The organism is Pseudoxanthomonas sp. PXM04, from assembly GCF_014851695.1.
In the GTDB taxonomy this organism is placed as follows: domain Bacteria; phylum Pseudomonadota; class Gammaproteobacteria; order Xanthomonadales; family Xanthomonadaceae; genus Pseudoxanthomonas_A; species Pseudoxanthomonas_A beigongshangi.
The window spans coordinates 169,339-186,672 of the sequence record NZ_JACVAG010000008.1; the positions used below are offsets into that span (position 1 = coordinate 169,339).

The window sequence follows — 17,334 nt, forward strand, 5'->3', positions numbered from 1 at the left end:
TACGATACGCGCGGCCTCGAAACTTTGCGGTCAGAGTCGAATGACTTGCCGCAAACAAAGCGACTTACCCTGACTGATTGGTCGAACGAGCACAGCCTGCCAGTAGAGCGGCGCGTGTATAGTGGATACAACCAATTTGTTTCGCGAACCAACTGGACTTACAACAGTCGCGGTCAGTTGCTTACATTGGCGCGAACGGATCCTGCTACAAGTATTGGTCGAGTTCTAGCACTCACGTATTGTGAACAGGCTGATGTGATTGCCGGGGCATGTCCGCGAGAAGGCTTGTTGATTTCAGTCAACGGGTCTCGGACTGATCTCAATGACGTCACGACATATGCCTACTACGCCAGTGATAGTGCTGGGTGTGCGTTGTCACCAGCACAGTGCGCTTATCGGAAGGGCGATCTGTGGCGTGTGACCAATAGCCAGGGCCATGTCGCTGAACTGCTGGGCTACGATGGTGAAGGTCGGCTTCTTGCAGCCAAAGATGCAAATGGCATCATCACCGACTACGAGTACCACCCGCGTGGCTGGCTGACGGCCAGTAAGGTGCGGGGTCCGGACAATGCCGTGGAGACCGACGACGCCATCACCCGCGTGGCGTATTGGCCCACTGGCCTCGTGAAGCAGATCACCCAGCCCGATGGGGCGTTCACGCTTTACACCTACGACGCGGCCCATCGCCTGACCGACATCAGCGACAACGCCGGCAATACGATTCACTATGTCCTGGACAATGCCGGCAACCGCATCGCCGAGGAGACGAAGGACGCGGGCGGTGTGCTCAAGCGAACGCTGAGCCGGGTCTACAATCAACTGGGCCAACTGGCGACCCAGGCCGACGCGCAGGCCCACCCGACCGACTTCACCTACGACGCCAACGGCAACGCCAACACGGTCACTGACGCACTGGGCCGAGTCACCGACCACGACCACGACCCGCTCAACCGGCTGGTGCGCACGTTGCAGAATGTGGGTGGTATTGCCGCCGGAACCTGGTTCAAGTACGACCTGATGGACAACCTGACTCAGGTCACCGACCCCAAGGGGCTCAATACCAGTTACACCTACAACGGGCTGGGGGACTTGACCCAGTTGCAGAGCCCGGACACCGGCACTACCACCTATACCTACGACAGCGCCGGCAACCGCGCCAGCCAGACCGATGCGCGCGGGGTTACCACGACCTACGCCCATGACGCCCTGAACCGGCTGACGGCGGTGAACTACCCGGACACCGCCCTCAACGTCAGCTACACCTACGACACGGTGCCGACCGCGTGCGAAGCGGGGGAGACCTTCGGCGTGGGCCGGCTGAGCGGGATGGACGATGCCAGCGGCAGCACCCGCTACTGCTACAACCGCTTCGGTCATCTGGTGCGCAAGGTGCAGACCACGAACGGGATGAGCTTCGTGGTCCGCTATGCCTACACCCTGGCCGGCCACCTGCAGGCGATGGTCTACCCGGACGGCACCACGGTGGACTACGGCCGTAACGCGCAGGGGCAGGTGACCGAGGTCGGCGTCACCCGCAGCGGCCAGCCCCGGCAGGTGCTGCTGCACCAGGCCAGCTACCACCCCTTCGGCCCGGTGGCCGGCTGGACCTACGGCAACGGCCGCAGCCTGAGCCGGACGCTGGACCAGGACTACCGGCCGCTCACCATCGAAGACCCCAATACCGGGGGCCTGTCACTGGGCTTTGGTTATGACGCGGTGGGCAACCTGACGACGCTGGGCACGGCGCAAGGCATGGCGACCCCGGCCATCCGCTTCGGCTACGACGCCCTGGGTCGACTGACCCGGACCGAGGACGGCCCGACCCAGGCCGCCATCGACGTCTACGCCTACGACGCCACCGGCAACCGCACCGCCCACACCACGGCGGCGGGCTCCTCGGCCTACACGTACCCGACGACCAGCCATCGCCTGACGGACGTGGCCGGTGTCCCCCGGACCTACGACGCGGTCGGCAACACCACCGCCATCGACGCCAACCGTGGCTTCGCCTACAACGACGCCAACCGGATGAGCCTCGTGCAGCAGTCCGGCGTGACCACCCGGCAGTACGCCTACAACGGCCGCGGCGAACAGGTGCGGCGTTACCTGGGCGCCACCAACACCTACACCGTCTATGACGAAGCCGGCCACTGGCTGGGCGACTATGACGACAGCGGCGCGCCCGTCCAGCAGGCCCTGTGGATGGACGACCTGCCGGTGGGCCTGCTGGCCAACGGCAACCAGGTCCACTACCTCCAGCCCGACCACCTGGGCAGCCCGCGCGTGGTGATTGAAGCCGCGCGCAACGTACCGGTGTGGACCTGGGACCTGAAAGGCGAAGCCTTCGGCAGCACCGCCCCGCAACAGGACCCGGATGGGGATGGCATTCCCTTCGTGCTGGACATGCGGTTTCCGGGGCAGCGGTATGACGTGGCTTCAAACCTCTACTACAACTACTTCCGGGACTATGAGCCCGGCTCAGGCCGATATATCCAAAGCGACTCTATTGGACTGTCGGGTGGCATCTCAACCTTCGCGTACACGGGACGTTCGCCCTTGTTGTTCGTTGATCCTCAGGGGCTCCAAGCGTGTAGAACTACCTACGGAGTATTTTTCAACGTCATTAGCTGTGAACCCGTTGGAATGGCCAGTACGGGCGCGGCGGCTGGATCCAACAGGGGGCTGTATAACCCAGCTGAGCAGTCAATAATGGCCAAGTACTGCAAGGGGGACGATAAATGTGAAGAACTCAAGCTCAACGTAAACAAGTTTATTGATATCGCGGAAGGTCAGATTGACCGGATGCGGAGAGATCGTTTCATACATAATCTCTATGAACTGGCGAGGCATGAGCCCAATTTTGCGGCCACTGGTACACATACCACGTGGGAGGGACACCAAAGCACCACGCGCGAGCTATTAGAGCTAATTAGGAACATGATCAATCTTGGCCACAAATTAGGCTGCAACATGGGAGCTGAGTACGACCGGTACGTGGCTCTCCAACTTCCAGGGATACCTGATCCATGAAGTGCTATGTCTTTATCGATTTCAAGATGGTTGATGGCAGGCATGCCGGCTTTGCGGCCGGAACGGTCGATTTGTCTAGAACTCCTCAGGTGAATGACTACTTGTCAATTGGCAGCAGCTTGGAAATAGGCAAGATCTCCAAAGGTATGTCATTCAAGGTTTCAGAAGTTCGGGTGCCCAGTGAAGCAGTCAAAGCATCGAGCGACATTGAATGGATGGTGTCATGCGATGAAGATGTATTTGATGATAGCGACGATGTTGAAAGATCAATGCAGTTGCTGGAACGACTAGGTTTTGTTCGTGAGGAGTCTAAATATAGGTGAAGCCTTGGTAGTCATTGGTCCAGCATACTGATGCCGCCGACCGCCTGTGCGAGCAACTTATTTCATTAGTTCTTATGTTCATGCTGATCGGCGCGGATGAAGCAAGGTGACCGGTATTTCGGACTATCGCGAGGAAACAGGGGTTGGGAACAGGAAACTACAAAGATGGTACGCCAGCTAACTTAGGCGACGTCGTTGCTGTTGGTGGCGAAGCCACCGGTGTTGTCGTGGCGGTGATAGATGCTGGCCGTTATGCGGCGGGATACTCCGCTGATGAGTGGGGCTATCTCAAGTCTGGGGTGCTCGTCGAGTCCTCTGATGGAGGTTTGATTCACTACCCCGACGCAGAGAGGTATCTTTACCTTTCTAGGAATGCCTGACACAGCTAGGCATGCAGCGCCGTGGAGACATCGAATCTCTGAATCAGGATAAAGCAGGGGGTAATTCTGCTTTAGGAAAGGGTGCGGTGAATAGAACTGTATGGCGAAGGTTCTATTCACCTTTGTATCTCGGTAGAGCTAATGATGAAAGTAGCGATTGATTTCTCAGTTTTCACTTCTCCAGATGATGCCTATGGGAATGTCACGGGAAGCCTTGATCTCTGCGCTGTTCCGGCCGTGGGAGACAGGGTTTCATTCTTGTTTTCTAGGGACTCCACTTTGCCTGGTGCCAGCTTTGATGGATTTCTTATAGTGACAGACAGGAGGTTTGATTCTAGGCAAGGGACTTGCACTATATTGTTGGAGGAGCTGGTCGTAACATCAGTCCATGAAGCCGAAATACTTATGAAATACTTTGAGGCGGGATTCGGACTCTTGGCCTATCGCTACTAGTAGTATGCTAGAGGCCGACTGCGTCAGTTTTCGACGCCAAGGGACGCTGATGATGAATGCCGAAATATTGAGTTCTGAAACTAATCTCGCCATAGTCCGCTTGCCCACAAGAGCGACGCCTGCGGTTTGCTTGCATGGGGACACACTGATTTCCTTGGCCCGCATCGCAAATGACAACGCGAAGCTATGGGTTCGAAATATCGACAATCCACTGTTTCCTGATGAACTGCTCGATAGGATGGTTTACTTGAACAACATGCTTGCGCAGATGGTTGAGCAATACAACGAACGATGCGCAGAAGGAGTCTTGGGCGCTACTCGGCCACTGCAAGCGGATGGGATTGGTGTCATTCACTTCGATGATGAAGATGGAGCACCCAAGTAGTAGGTTGGAGTTCTTCTGTTCGCGAGGTTAAAGGGGCACTGTTTCGCCGGCCAGGGCTTTGGCTAGGAACAGTTCGCCGGCCGACAAGCAGCAGCAGTAAGCACTCGCGTTCAGTCTGAAAACTTGCTCGATAGACCTTCAGGAGGGTATGAGAAGGTCCGGCCATGGCCGGACCTTCTGCGAGTGAGATGTTAGTCGGAGTCCTCGTCCTCGTCCTCATCCTCGTCGACGGTTACTTCCGCAAGATCGTCTTCGATATAGGTGGCATCGACCACGGTCGGTACATAGGCGCGCACCATCCCATTTCGACTAGCGACCTCGAACCGGACTTCGATGTTGACGTTGTCGGTCCAGAGATTGGCCACGTACAGGCGCTCGAACTGGTACTCCCCATCGCCAAGATGACGGCGCCCACTTTCTGCGAGCTAAAAGTCGGTTGCTTCAATGTCATAGAACTTTCCGTTGTCGGCGCGCACGCGCACGCCGCCAGTGAGTGAATTACTCATAGCGCTTTCCTGTTTTGGTTGAAGTTGTGCGGAAATGTCCGTCAGGCCATGACAGGGTCTACGCCTGATAGAGCATTCATATGCCAGTGCTGGCAGGTACAGCGTGTGTAGTCAGGTAGATCTATCTCGCTGATGAGCCGCGGACTCTGAGATAGAACAAGAGAATGTTCGCCGTAGCGTAAGCCTGGAACTTCTCGTATGGGGGCTGGCGCCTGGAGCCGGCCATTGCCTTTCGCTTATGAGCCTTGCTCATTGAATCCAGGATTCTGTAGCGAAGCAGGCCATCTGCCTGCACATCAATACTTCATGTCGAGCGGGATGTTGGAGGTTCCGGAACGCTATCACGGTGCCCGATGTGCCTGCAAGGAACATGGCTTGCGCCTAGATGCTGGGGCAAGAATCATGTGTGAGCACAAAGGCTAGTGCTCCCGGGAGCACCGGGTAGCCATGAATCGGGCTACGGCGAAAAAAATGCGCCAAGTGAAGCTAAAAAAGGGGGGCAGAGTATCTTTCCATGGCGGGTGGGCCATTTAGGGAGTAGTCCTCTTCCCAGTTTTGCGTAAGCACAGTCGATTTCCAGCCCTCCGCTTCGTCGTCAAACACACCCCTGTTCAAAGGAACTCCCATGAAGTATCTCGGCTTGGCCTATTTCTCCCCCGAAAAGTTCGCCGCAATGAGTCCAGACGAAGTGGAAGCGCTGGAGAGCCAGTGCCCCGCACTGGACGAAAAGATGCTCGCGACCGGCAAGGTGCGGGTGTCCGCATCACTGGGCGACACCAGCAACTGGCGGACGCTCCGTCCGCGTGGCGGCAAGACGCATGTCACCGATGGACCTTACGCCGAGGCGAAGGAAGTGGTGGGTGGCCTGTTCATCATTGAGGCGGACAGCCCTGAGGAGGCATTGCGCATCGCCTCCATGCACCCGGCCGCCATCTTGGGCGAAGAGGGAGGGTGGGCTGTCGAACTCATCCCCATGGACTTTTATCTGGCCCCATAAGGGCTGGAACAAAAATGCGTTGAAGGTTCTGGGGAGCCGATGCTTCTCCTTGGCGATTACCCGACCAGTGACACCAAGGGAAGCGTGATTTGCACGGAGGTCCCGCCCGCGGGCGGGCATTCGATGCTGATCTCACCGCCCGCGTCCATCACTATGTCGCGCGCCAGGGACAGGCCCAGCCCGGTGCCTTCGCCTTTGGGCTTGGTGGTAAAGAAGGGGGTGAATACGCTGGCCTGTATCGACTCGGGTATCCCCGGGCCGTTGTCGCTGAGGGTCAGGGTGAGCAGGTGGGGCGTGTCGTTCCGTGAAGCGGTGATGCGGAAGCTTCCCCCGTCCGGGAGCGCGTCCCGGGCATTGCCGGCGAGGTTGAGAATCATCAATTCGAAGTTGCCCTTGTCCATGTGGATGGGGAGACCAACTTCCGGTCGCTCCAGCGACAAACGAACCTGCGGGTCGAGCAACTGGCGGAGCATCGTCTGCAGATCGTCCAGTGCGGTGCCGGCATCGAAGGTCTCCGGATAGGAGAGGTCCAGGCGGCTGAAGTCCATGAGCTTCCTGCTGACGGTCATGGCACGGCCGGCGGCCAGTTCCACGCGCTCTAGCGCCGATACGAGCGCTGGCTCACCGCCGTCGGCGGCCAGCCGGTTTCGCTTCTGGGCGTATCCCAGGATGATGGTGAGGACGTTGCCGAAATCGTGCGCGAGGCCGCTGGCCAGCTGCCCGGTCATATCCATTTTTCTCGAATGGAACAGCTGCTCGCGGGTGCGGTCGCGCGCGGCGATTTCTTCCTCCAGGCGCATATAGGCATGTTCCAGCGCCCGGTTGCGTCGTTCGGACTCTTCCAGGCTGTTGCGCAGGGCGGCCACCGTGCGATCCAGGACCAACGCGATGATCAGCCAGAACCCGGCGATGGAGAGGGGCTTGCCGACCTCGGCGGCCAGCGCCGCCGTAGCAGGGTGGAACACGTCCAAGCCCACGCAGGCCAGCAACATCAGCGTCAGCGCCCCCAGCAAGACCCACGGCGCTCGCAGCCCCATCACCAGGCTGGCCAGGGAAAGCAGCAGCAATGGAATCGGGTCGAGACCAAGGCGCGCCAATCCGACGCTGGCATAGGCGACGCCAACGCCAACGGACGCTACGGAGAGGAACATTCCGGTGCCCGCCCACCACGTGGCGCGCCCGGCCCATGCGGCCGGCGAACAGGTTCGGTCATTCAGGGCGCCTGTCTGTCCAGAAGGTCCGACGGACCCCCACCGTGCCGCCCACGGACGTTCCGTCCCCTCCGCACGCTGACGCGCCACGCGCTCACGCGTCGCCATGTCCATTGTTCTTGCCGCCTCCGCCCACTGCTCTCAGGAGCTAAACGCAGTCAGGCGCCTGCCTCCCTACCTCCCTCCGCGACCGGCGGGGATGAACCGTTCATGGAATGGTCAATGGCTTCAGCGCGGACAAAGGCCCATCGAAGCCCAGTTAGGGGCAGGGGGCACAGGGGCCGATTGCATCCATCCGGCATCCAAGGCAGCACCAGCCAGCCTTTCGTGGATCAACGGAGATTCGCCGGACCAAGGCCGAACTCAAGCAGGTGGCCGAGGGCTGCGAAGTCTGAGGAATCCGCCGCGTACTTTTTCGAGGAGTGAAGGCGAAAAAGGTATGGCGCCATCGCAAGACCACACCCATAGCTTGCACCCGTCATAGCGGGATAGCCGTCGCCACCCGGACCGCACCGGCAAGGATGGTCAGTCCCCGACGGTAGTGAATTTGCATTTGGGACTGATAAAATCGGCCGCAAAGGCGACTTCCTTCGGCGGGTGGGGCCAATGAGTGCCACTTTGGACGCTGGGATCAGCCATCAGGTCTTCGAACGATTTCTGGGCGAGCAACGCCCGATGCTGGTCAGCTATCTGCGTGGCCGGGGGCTCTCGCTCGACGACGCCCAGGACATCGCGCAGGAAAGCCTCTACAAGCTGACACGCTATCGCGACTTGCCGGTCGAAGCCCTGAGACCGCTGCTCTACCGGATTGCACTCAACGCGCTCCACGATTCCCGGCGGCGGCAATCCGGCATGCATCAGACATCCTTGTCCGATATGAATCTCCAGGCGCACGACATCCAGGACGAGATGCCGCGGCCGGAACAGTGGGCGGAAAACCGGGAAGAGCTGGCACGGGTACGCGCGGCCATCAGTCTCCTTCCGGAACGCTGTCGGGAAATCTACTTGCTTAACCGCATCGAAGGGATGAGCTACAGTCAAATCTCCAAGCATTGCGGCATCTCCGTCAAAGCGGTCGAGAAGCACATGGGGAAAGCACTGACCTCACTCAGGAAGCAGCTCTCCATTCAAACGCGCCCCATGGGCGCACCCGGAGAGCTCCCATGAACACCGCGACACCTCCTCTCCAGGGTTTTCCCGATTCGGCTGAAGGTTGGCTGGCACGCTTGCTATCACCCGAATGCAGCGCGTCCGACCACGCCGCCTTCGAGGGCTGGCTGGCCATGTCCTCCCGGAATGCGCTCGATTACGCCGAGGTTGAACGCATTCACCAGTTGGCCGGGGCATTGCGCGCGGATATGACGTCGCATGCTCCGGAACCTCGCCCGACCATCCGCATACCGACCACGCGACGCAAGCGTACCTGGCTTCGTCCTTTGGCCTGGGCCGCCGTCCTGATGCTGGCCGTGAGCGGCGGCCTCTGGATGCTTGCCGAGTTTCGCAGCACTCAACCCATCCCATATGCAACGGAGATAGGGAAGCAGCGCCATGTCGATCTGCCCGACGGATCCACGCTGGTGCTTGATACCGACACGCGCGTTGAGGTGGCCTACGAGCGTTCGCGGCGCCACATCGTTCTGCTGAGAGGTCGTGTCCAGGCCAGTGTCGCACACGATGGCAATAGGCCGTTCGTGGTGAGCTCGGGCGTCGGCAGCGTCCGGGCGCTGGGTACCGTCTTCCAGGTGGAACGACGGGGTGCGAGCACTGTCGTTGCCCTGCTGCAGGGACGCGTCATCGTGGATGCACACGGAAGCAAACCCGGTCACGCCATTGAACTGCGCCCGTTGCAACAACTGGCCTATGACGCGAATGGCAAGCTGGGATCCCCCGAAAGCGTTGATCGCGGTGTCGCGGAGAGCTGGACGCGGGGGCGGTTGGTATTCAAGGAAGAACGCCTTGCCGATTTGATTGCGGTATTCAATCGGTATTCTCATGAACAACTGATTCTTTCCCAGCCCGAACTAGGCGAGATCCGGATCAGCGGCGTATTCAATGCCGACGACCAGCCAGGACTGCTCGCCACCCTGCGCCAAGGCTGGGGCCTGCAGGCGAAGCCCGTCGCCGGAAATCGGATCGAACTGTCCACAACGAAGCAGTAGGTGCTGGGGAGCACGGTCGACCATGCCGATCAGTCTTGCGGAAAACACCGCGTGATGACTGTGTATCGCGAATCCCTCAGACGCCGACTGGCGTGCCTATTCGTTCTGACGTTCCTGGCCATCGCCACGCAAAACGCTTGCGCGGGGCCGAGGGACTCTCCCGCGTCATCCCGGTACGAAATCGTCCCGGGTACGCTGGACGAAGCCCTGCAGGCTTTTGCCAATCAATCGAATATCCAGTTGCTTTACTCACCCATGCTGGTGCGTGGCAAGCACAGCCCCGGTTTGCGGGGAGACCATACGATTGCAGTCGGTCTGGCCCGACTGCTGGCGGAGCATGGCCTGACCGCGGTTTCGGTGAATTCCAACACCTACCTTCTGCGGAGCGTGAAGAATCAGGTCCGCGTCGCCAGCGTCCTTTCCAGACAGACGGAAACCACCTCTGAAGTCAGCGTGACCGGGCTCGCCACCGTCGACGTCACCGGCACGCACATTCCGAAATCTTCCCTGGAATTGTCCGTCCCCGTGACCGTAATAACCGCGGACGAAATCGAACGCAGTGGACGACAAACGCTGCACGACTTGCTGAGTGAGCGCCCCGGCCTGGTGAGTCACCACCCCATGACGGTGGCCAGCGAAGGACGGTACTACCCGACGGTGGTTGCCTCGGGTGCCAGCCTCTATTCTCTCGGACCGCGCGCAACGCTCTATTTGCTGGACGGAAAGCGTATTGCCCCCTTCGGGCTCGCATCCAGCGATCTTGGTGGCTTGATCGATCTGGACAGCATTCCCTTGAGTTTCGTTGATCGCATCGAGATCCTGCGCGGTGGCGCTTCCGCGATCTATGGCGCGGACGCTATGGCGGGCACGATCAATATCATCCTGAAGAAAGATCATGAGGGAGGCGAGATTTCCACGCGGTTCGGTACCTCGCAGCAGGCGGATGCCCAGTTTCGCCAAACCTCCATGATCTTTGGAACGCGGACAGGATCAGGCGGAAATCTACTGCTTGCGGCGACGACTTCTTCGCAAGACGAACTCGGTGGTGACCGGCGCGGATGGCATACAAATGACCGCTCCCGGGTTGGACTGCCGGACGATCGCCCATTCCTCGGGTTCGCGACCTGGGATGACAAGCCTTTACTTTCGCTTCCTCAGTGCCAGGCAGCAGGGGAGAATCCGGATTCCCCCTATTGTCGCTTCGACTCCGCGAGGTATCGAACCTTGCAGCCCGGCTTGCGTAACAGATCCCTGCTTGTCCGATGGGATCAGGAGCTGAGCAGTTCATTCTCGCTGTACTTCTCCGGATTGCATGGCCTGAGCGAGCAGACGCTGCAGTATTCGCCGAGCCGAGGCTTTTTTCCCATGACTCCCTCTCACCCGGACTATGCGAAGGCTCCCATCCCGGACGCGGATGTCTATTACCCCTTCTATGAATTCGGATCTCCCCGGAACCACAGCACGAATATCCTAAATCACGTATCGATCGGCCTCGAAGGGCTGGCGGGCGGATGGAACTGGAACGTCGCGCTTTCCCGCAGCGAGAGTCGGGTTCGTAGCGCCATCGATAACGTTTTCCTTGTGGCCAAGGTGAGGGAGAACGTCAATCGTATCCGTATCGATGGGTCGGACAATACGGATGTCATGAACGAGATGAGAGCGTCCATCCGGCCGACCGGGTCCTATTCAGTGGACACGCTGGAAGCCACCTCGAACCGCCCATTGTTCGATGCCTATGGTGCGACGGCGCAGGTTGTGGTGGGGATGGCGATTCATTCCGCCCGGCGAAGGAGCAATCCGGATCCCTTGCAGATCAACAACAGCATTTCATTTGGCCCGGCCGTCATTGAACCGTACGATCTTCGTGGTCGCGATTCCGCCATTTTCGCCGAACTCGATCTGCCGCTGCATCGGACGCTACAGGTCGACCTGGCCGCCCGTCTCGATCATCACCGGGGGTTTCGGTCCAATACGTCTCCCCGGTTCGGATTCAAGTGGAACCCAAGCCAGTCCTTTCTTGTCCGTGGCAGCTTCGGGCAAGGCTATCGGGCGCCCAGTCTCAACGATGCACGTGTGCCCTTCGAAGAGGCGACCGAAATCCTGTACATGCGCATCACTCCACAGTTGCTGCCGTGCGTCCAGGTAGGTCCGGATCGATGCCGGGTCGAGTATGGCGTGAGCGACAATCCTCGTCTGCGCGCGGAGTTCTCCCGCAGCCTGACCCTCGGCGTGGCCTGGACTCCGACACCGGCATTCCGCGCAACCCTGGACACCTACCATGTATCGCGCACCGATGAGTTCGGTATTGCCGATGCTTACCGCTACCCATCTCTTTTCCCGGATGGCCTGGTTCGCGACGCCAATGGCGTGCTCTATCGCGCCAACAGGTATCTGGCCAATATCGGCAAGTCCGAAACCCGAGGTTGGGAGTTCGAATCCAGTTATCTGCTGAGGAACGACGAACTGGGAGAGATCAGCTTCCGCCTGGCGGCCCACTATCTCAGTCGATATGCCACGTCGAGCATCACCGAGCCCAAAGCGGTCGAGCGCGCCGGCCATGACACGCCCAAGCTGACCTTGCTGGGCGACGTGCGATGGCAACATGGCAATTGGACGACGACTTTGACCATGCGCCATTTCGGCGCCTCGTACGCCTATTCCGCCGGACAGGCTTGCCCCGAGGCCAATCGCGATGCCGGCAAGTGCGCCAATCCGGCGGCGACGCTTTTTGGACTCAATGCCCGCTATTCAAGCCCGGAAGGCTGGTCATATTCGCTCGGCATCAACAACCTGCTTGACAGACGTCCCGTGGACTATCGTTACTACACCGGCGGCTACAACATAGCGGTCGATGACATCTACGGACGCTACTTCGCCTTGGCCGCGACATACCGATTCTGACATTGACGGGGTAGCACCCAACGTCAAGCGACCGCGTGTGCCGGTACGGAAGCGCCATCGGGAACTTCACCGGTGGTCCCGCGCTACTCTTTCTCCGCGCGGTCCCTGTTTCCCGATCTGCTATCGCCCGCCCGTCTTGCGCTTGGCGAGGGTTTCGACCGACGCGCGCTTCACCAGTTGATGCGGGACGACATGGTTGACCAGGGTGCGCGCCGAGGTATTCGGGCGCCGGATTTCACGCAGCAGGATGTCGATGGCCGCATCGGACATCGAGGCGACCGGCTGGTGGACGGTGGTCAGTTCGGGCCAGACCATCGTCGCCGCCGAGGTGTCGTCGAAGCCAACCACGGAGAGATCGCGCGGCACGTCCAGGCCGCGGCGGTGGGCGACGGAGACCACCGCGGAAGCCATGTCGTCATTGCTGGCGAAGATGGCGGTCGGCGGGCGGCGCAGGGACAGCAGGTTCTCCGCCGCTTCCAGGCCCGAGCGGTAGGTGAAATATCCGGGTTGGACCAGTGCCTCGTCGAAGGCGAGGCCGGCCTCGGCCAGGGCTTCCTGGTAGCCGCGCAGGCGATGCGCGCTGGCGGTCTGGTTGGGATCGCCCTTGATGTAGCCGATGCGGGTATGGCCGTGCGCGATCAGGTGCGTGGTCATTTCGTGGCTGGCGCGATGGTCGTCGATGCGCACGCAGGAAATCCGGTCGCTGAAATGCGCCGACGCGATCGCGACGACCGGAATTCCGGCCTGCGCGAACTCGGCGACGATCGCCTTGGACTCGCATAGCGGCGGCGGCAGGATCACGCCCGCCACGCTCTGCGCCAACTGCCGCGCGGCGGCGCGCTGGCCTTCCGCGTCGAGGGTGTCCCAGGTGGCGATCACCAATTGCGCGGCCGCGCGCGCCGAGCCGCGCAAGGCGCCGACCAGCAGCTCGCGCAGGTAGCTGGAGCTGGGGTTGGTGTAGATCAGCGCGATGCAGGTGTGCTGCGCCGCGGCCAGCGCGCTGGCGGCCAGGTTGGGCCGATAGCCGAGCTCGCGCACGCTGCGCATCACCCGTTCGCGATTGGCGTCGCGCACGCCTTCGTGGCCATTGATCACGCGGGACACGGTCATCGGCGAGACGCCGGCGTGCGCGGCGACTTCGTCGATGGTGATGGCCCGTCCCTTGCGGCGGACCGACTTGCTGGTCTTGTTCATGCGGGAATTCATCCGGCCATTCTGCGTGGTTCAGGCGGCCTGCGGGCGGGAAACCTCCATTACACGCGCAGTCCCGTGGCTGGAATCGTTTCCATCACGGTTCCTCCCAACGTACTCGGCGCGGTGTTTCGGGAACTTTGCGTCGATTTGCTGCGCTGCATGGTGACAAGGACGAAGACGCGTGATTAGTCTGCGGCCCAACGTAATGGTAGCGCTACCACTCGACTGCTGCACAGCCCGGTCAATGGCCTGCCCCTCCATCGCGCGCTAGTCGTCCAACCACGTTTTGAAGCCGGAATACCAGGTCGTGCGCCCTCGGACGCCGCGCCCGGTTCCGGTCTGGAAATAACGGGCCATGCCCGTGGGCGCCCTTGGGAGGGCGATACATCCATTGATCGTGAAAGGGGAGATCCATGAACGCGTGCAGTTTCCGTGCAACTCCAGACCTGAGGGCAAGTTCATGAGCCGGACGTTGGCGAGATTCAAATCGAAGGCCATGTTCACCTTCGTGGGGGGCGTGCTGGTCATCAACCCCGCGTTCGGCCAGGACGCCGCCATGCAGGCCACGCCTGCGGACACCACCCAGCAATCCACGTCGCAGGCGACCGACCAGGCCAAGACCCTGGACACGGTCGTGGTCAGCGGCATCCGCAGCAGTCTGGATCAGTCGATGGGGATGAAGCGCGACGCCATCGGCGTCGTCGATGGCGTCACCGCCGAGGACATCGGCAAGTTCCCGGACACCAACCTGGCCGAGTCCCTGCAGCGCATCACCGGTATCTCGATCGAGCGCCGCGACGGCGAGGGCGCGCAGGTCACCGCGCGTGGCTTCGGCCCGCAGTTCAACATGGTGACCCTCAACGGTCGCCAGATCCCCGGCGCCGACGCGTTCGGCGCGCCGGGCCAGATCCCGATCGGCGGCGTGGACGGCGGCACCCGCGCGTTCAATTTCGCCCAGTTGGCCTCCGAGGCGATCAGCGCGCTGGAGGTCTTCAAGACCGGCCAGGCCACCGTGCCCAGCGGCGGCATCGGCGCGACCATCAACATCCAGACCGATCGGCCGTTCAACCACACCGGCGTGGTCGCCAGCGCCGGCGCCAAGGCGGTCTACGACGACTCGCAGCCGTTCGACACCGACATGACGCCCGAAGTCTCGGGCATCTTCAGCTACACCAACGACGACAAGACCTGGGGCGTCGGCCTGGCGGCCAGCTACCAGAAGCGCCACGGCGGTTCGGTGCAGGCGACCGAGAACGCCTGGAACATCCAGCGCTGGACCGGCACCGATCCGGCGCTGCGCGCCGGCGCGGAGGTGGTCAACGCGCCGGCCATCGGCCAGCTCTACGCGATGCCGAACGACCTGCGCTACGCCTTCGCCGATTTCGAACGCGAGCGCATCAACGGCCAGGCGGTGATCCAGTTCGCGCCGATCGACAGCCTGACCCTGACCCTGGACTACACGTACTCGACCAACGAGATCTCCGAGGATCGCGGTGAGCAGACAATCTGGCTGCAGCGTGCCAACAGCTTCACCCACCTGGCATTCGACACCAACGAGGCCGTCGCCACGCCGGTCTACCTGCGCGACATCGTAGGTGCCAAGGACTTCGGCTACGAGCAGCAGCACAACGAGCAGAAGTACAAGCTGGACTCGCTGGGCTTCAACGCCAAGTGGGACGTCAGCGATCGGTTCCGGCTGAACTTCGACGCCCACAACACCAAGTCCAGCAGCAAGCCGAACGACCCGCTGACCGGTGGCGGCGCGACCTACTTCAGCCTGGCCGGCACCAACAACTGCACGGTCGGTCCGTATTGCGGCGGCAACTGGGCGCAGGAGCTGCGCTTCAACAACGGCCTGCCGCTCGGCGCCCGCACCTGGTATCCGGACGCGGCATCGGCGGTGGCCGGCACCGGCGGCACCCTGAATCCCGACTTCCCGCCCGAGCAACTGGGCTCGCAGGTGCTGCGCATCAACGCGCAGACCCAGGAAACCGAGATCAAGCAGGGCCGGATCGACGGCGAGTTCGATTTCGAGGATGGCCGCTTCCAGTTCGGCGTCGATTCCTCGCGCATGACGATGAGGCGGCGGCAGGCGACCGAGATGTACGCCACGCTCGGCGACTGGGGCGTGGCCAATGCCGGCGACGAACCGGGCCTGACCGATCTGCTGCGGCGGACCAGCATCATCGGCCTGTTCGACGACTACAGCGCCAACGGCGCGGCGCCCGGCGCATGGCGAGGCAACACCAGTGACCTGGCGCGGTGGGCGGCCGGCGAGTACGGGGCGAGCAACCGCTACAACCCGCAACTGGCGGCCGACAACAAGATCGAGGAAAAGACCGATTCGGTCTACCTGCAGCTGGAAATGCAGGGCGAGCTCGGCGGCATGGCCACCCAGACGCGGATTGGCGTGCGCTACGAGCGCACCGATGTCACCTCCACTTCGGCGGTGGCCGTGCCCAACGCGATCGAGTGGTCGGCCAACAACGACTTCCGCATCCTGCGCTCGGACGAGGTGCAGCCGTTCAGCGAGACCAACCGCTACAGCTACCTGCTGCCGAACCTGGACTTCGGGATTGACTTCACCGACACCCTGAAGGGCCGCGCCTCGTTCAGCAAGACGATCGCGCGTCCGCCGTACGGCAACCTGTACGCCGGTCCGAACCCGAACCAGCCGACCGGTTCGGTGCTGGTCAATCCGTCCACGCGCGCTGGCGGCGACGCCCAGAACCCGGCGCTGGAGCCGCTGGAATCGGACAACCTGGACCTGGCGCTGGAGTGGTACTTCGCCGATGCCAGCTACGTGTCGGTGACCTACTGGAACAAGGCGGTCGACAATTTCATCGGCAACACCGTGGTCCGCGAATCGCTGTACGGCCTGACCGACCCGACCTCCGGTCCGGATGCGCAGGCGGCACTGGACTTCCTGCAGAGCCAGGCTTGCGTCACCCAGGTGAGCGGCGCCGGCAACGACGTCGACGCCGCCTGCTCGGCCAACGACACGGCGCTGTTCACGGCCCTGGCCATGCTGCGCAACGCCGGTGCAACCGGTGGCCTGGCCGCCTACGACGGCAGCTCGGCGCAGGTGCTGGAGATGGAGACCGACTACAACCTGGTCGGCGAGGCGGACGATCCGCTGTACCTGTTCGACGTCAACCGGCCGGTCAACCAGAACAAGGCCAAGCTGCGCGGCTGGGAAATCGGCGGCCAGTACTTCCTCGGTGACAGCGGTTTCGGTCTGTTCGCCAACTACACCATCGTCAATGGCGACGTCGGCTTCGACAACACGGTGCTGGACCGCGACCAGTTCGCGCTGCTGGGCCTGAGCGACACCGCCAACCTGATGCTGATGTACGAGAAGTATGGCTGGTCGGTCCGCCTGGCGTGGAACTGGCGCGACGAGTACCTCATCGCGGCGAACCAGAACGGATCCAACCGCAATCCGTACTACGTCGAGGAATACGAGCAGTGGGATCTCAGCGTCAACTACGCGCTGTCGGACCGCTGGTCGCTGGGCTTCGAGGCGATCAACCTGACCGGCGAGGACGTGCGCTGGCACGGCCGCTCGGAGAAGCAGGTAATCAAGCTGGTCGATCAGAGTCCGCGCTACATGCTCGGTGTCCGCTACAAGTTCTAGGGTCCTGCGATACCGCCCTCTCCGGCTATCGTGAAGGATGGGATCGCTGCTCCGGCAGCGATCCCTTTTCACCCACCGGTCGCCCGCCCGGCTTTCGGCGGCGGCCCTTCCAATTCCGGCAGGGACGGTGCATAACTCCGCGCACGCCACCCGGTCCC

General features: G+C 61.5%; 11 protein-coding genes. 8 read left to right on the plus strand and 3 right to left on the minus strand.

The window, feature by feature from the left end; translation table 11 throughout:
* Positions 1–417: 417 nt before the first annotated feature.
* The 3 genes from IB228_RS18875 to IB228_RS18885 all read left to right on the plus strand — a co-directional run bounded on the left by IB228_RS18875 (position 418) and on the right by IB228_RS18885 (position 4,571).
* On the plus strand, positions 418–3,030 hold the full coding sequence (locus IB228_RS18875) for an RHS repeat-associated core domain-containing protein (RefSeq protein ID WP_343227107.1): 2,613 nt from the start codon (positions 418–420) through the stop codon (positions 3,028–3,030).
* Complete coding sequence (locus IB228_RS18880; RefSeq protein ID WP_192199530.1) at positions 3,027–3,353, plus strand: hypothetical protein; 327 nt, start codon at positions 3,027–3,029, stop codon at positions 3,351–3,353. Before IB228_RS18875 ends, IB228_RS18880 begins: the two co-directional genes overlap by 4 nt.
* A gap of 885 nt (positions 3,354–4,238) precedes the next feature.
* Positions 4,239–4,571 (plus strand): hypothetical protein, encoded by a 333-nt coding sequence (locus IB228_RS18885; protein WP_192199531.1) that lies wholly within the window; start codon positions 4,239–4,241, stop codon positions 4,569–4,571.
* A gap of 191 nt (positions 4,572–4,762) precedes the next feature.
* On the opposite strand, the gene IB228_RS18890 is transcribed toward IB228_RS18885, so the two are convergent.
* Positions 4,763–4,936, minus strand: a complete 174-nt coding sequence (locus IB228_RS18890; RefSeq protein WP_192199532.1) for a hypothetical protein — start codon at positions 4,934–4,936, stop codon at positions 4,763–4,765.
* A 766-nt stretch (positions 4,937–5,702) separates the two neighbouring features.
* On the opposite strand from IB228_RS18890, the gene IB228_RS18895 reads away from it, so the two are divergent.
* Positions 5,703–6,074: a YciI family protein gene (locus IB228_RS18895; protein ID WP_192199533.1), complete on the plus strand. Its 372-nt coding sequence runs from the start codon at positions 5,703–5,705 to the stop codon at positions 6,072–6,074.
* A gap of 56 nt (positions 6,075–6,130) precedes the next feature.
* Here IB228_RS18895 and IB228_RS18900 read toward each other — a convergent pair whose 3' ends face one another.
* Positions 6,131–7,225 carry a HAMP domain-containing sensor histidine kinase gene (locus tag IB228_RS18900; RefSeq protein WP_192199534.1) on the minus strand — a complete coding sequence of 365 codons (1,095 nt, stop codon included), beginning with the start codon at positions 7,223–7,225 and terminating at the stop codon, positions 6,131–6,133.
* A gap of 666 nt (positions 7,226–7,891) precedes the next feature.
* Between IB228_RS18900 and IB228_RS18905 the strand changes: the two genes are divergently transcribed.
* Genes IB228_RS18905 through IB228_RS18915 form a run of 3 tightly spaced genes read left to right on the plus strand, consistent with a single transcriptional unit; the run spans position 7,892 to position 12,345 of the window.
* On the plus strand, positions 7,892–8,452 hold the full coding sequence (locus IB228_RS18905; RefSeq protein ID WP_192199535.1) for an RNA polymerase sigma factor: 561 nt from the start codon (positions 7,892–7,894) through the stop codon (positions 8,450–8,452).
* Positions 8,449–9,444, plus strand: a complete 996-nt coding sequence (locus IB228_RS18910; protein WP_192199536.1) for a FecR domain-containing protein — start codon at positions 8,449–8,451, stop codon at positions 9,442–9,444. Before IB228_RS18905 ends, IB228_RS18910 begins: the two co-directional genes overlap by 4 nt.
* Before the next feature lie 54 nt (positions 9,445–9,498).
* Positions 9,499–12,345: a TonB-dependent receptor gene (locus IB228_RS18915; RefSeq protein ID WP_225562570.1), complete on the plus strand. Its 2,847-nt coding sequence runs from the start codon at positions 9,499–9,501 to the stop codon at positions 12,343–12,345.
* Between the two features lie 120 nt (positions 12,346–12,465).
* On the opposite strand, the gene IB228_RS18920 is transcribed toward IB228_RS18915, so the two are convergent.
* Entirely contained in the window at positions 12,466–13,539 is a 1,074-nt protein-coding gene (locus IB228_RS18920; protein ID WP_183639508.1) for a LacI family DNA-binding transcriptional regulator, read from the minus strand.
* A gap of 460 nt (positions 13,540–13,999) precedes the next feature.
* Here IB228_RS18920 and IB228_RS18925 point away from each other — a divergent pair, with 460 nt between their 5' ends.
* Positions 14,000–17,176 (plus strand): TonB-dependent receptor, encoded by a 3,177-nt coding sequence (locus IB228_RS18925; RefSeq protein WP_192199538.1) that lies wholly within the window; start codon positions 14,000–14,002, stop codon positions 17,174–17,176.
* Positions 17,177–17,334 lie beyond the last annotated feature (158 nt).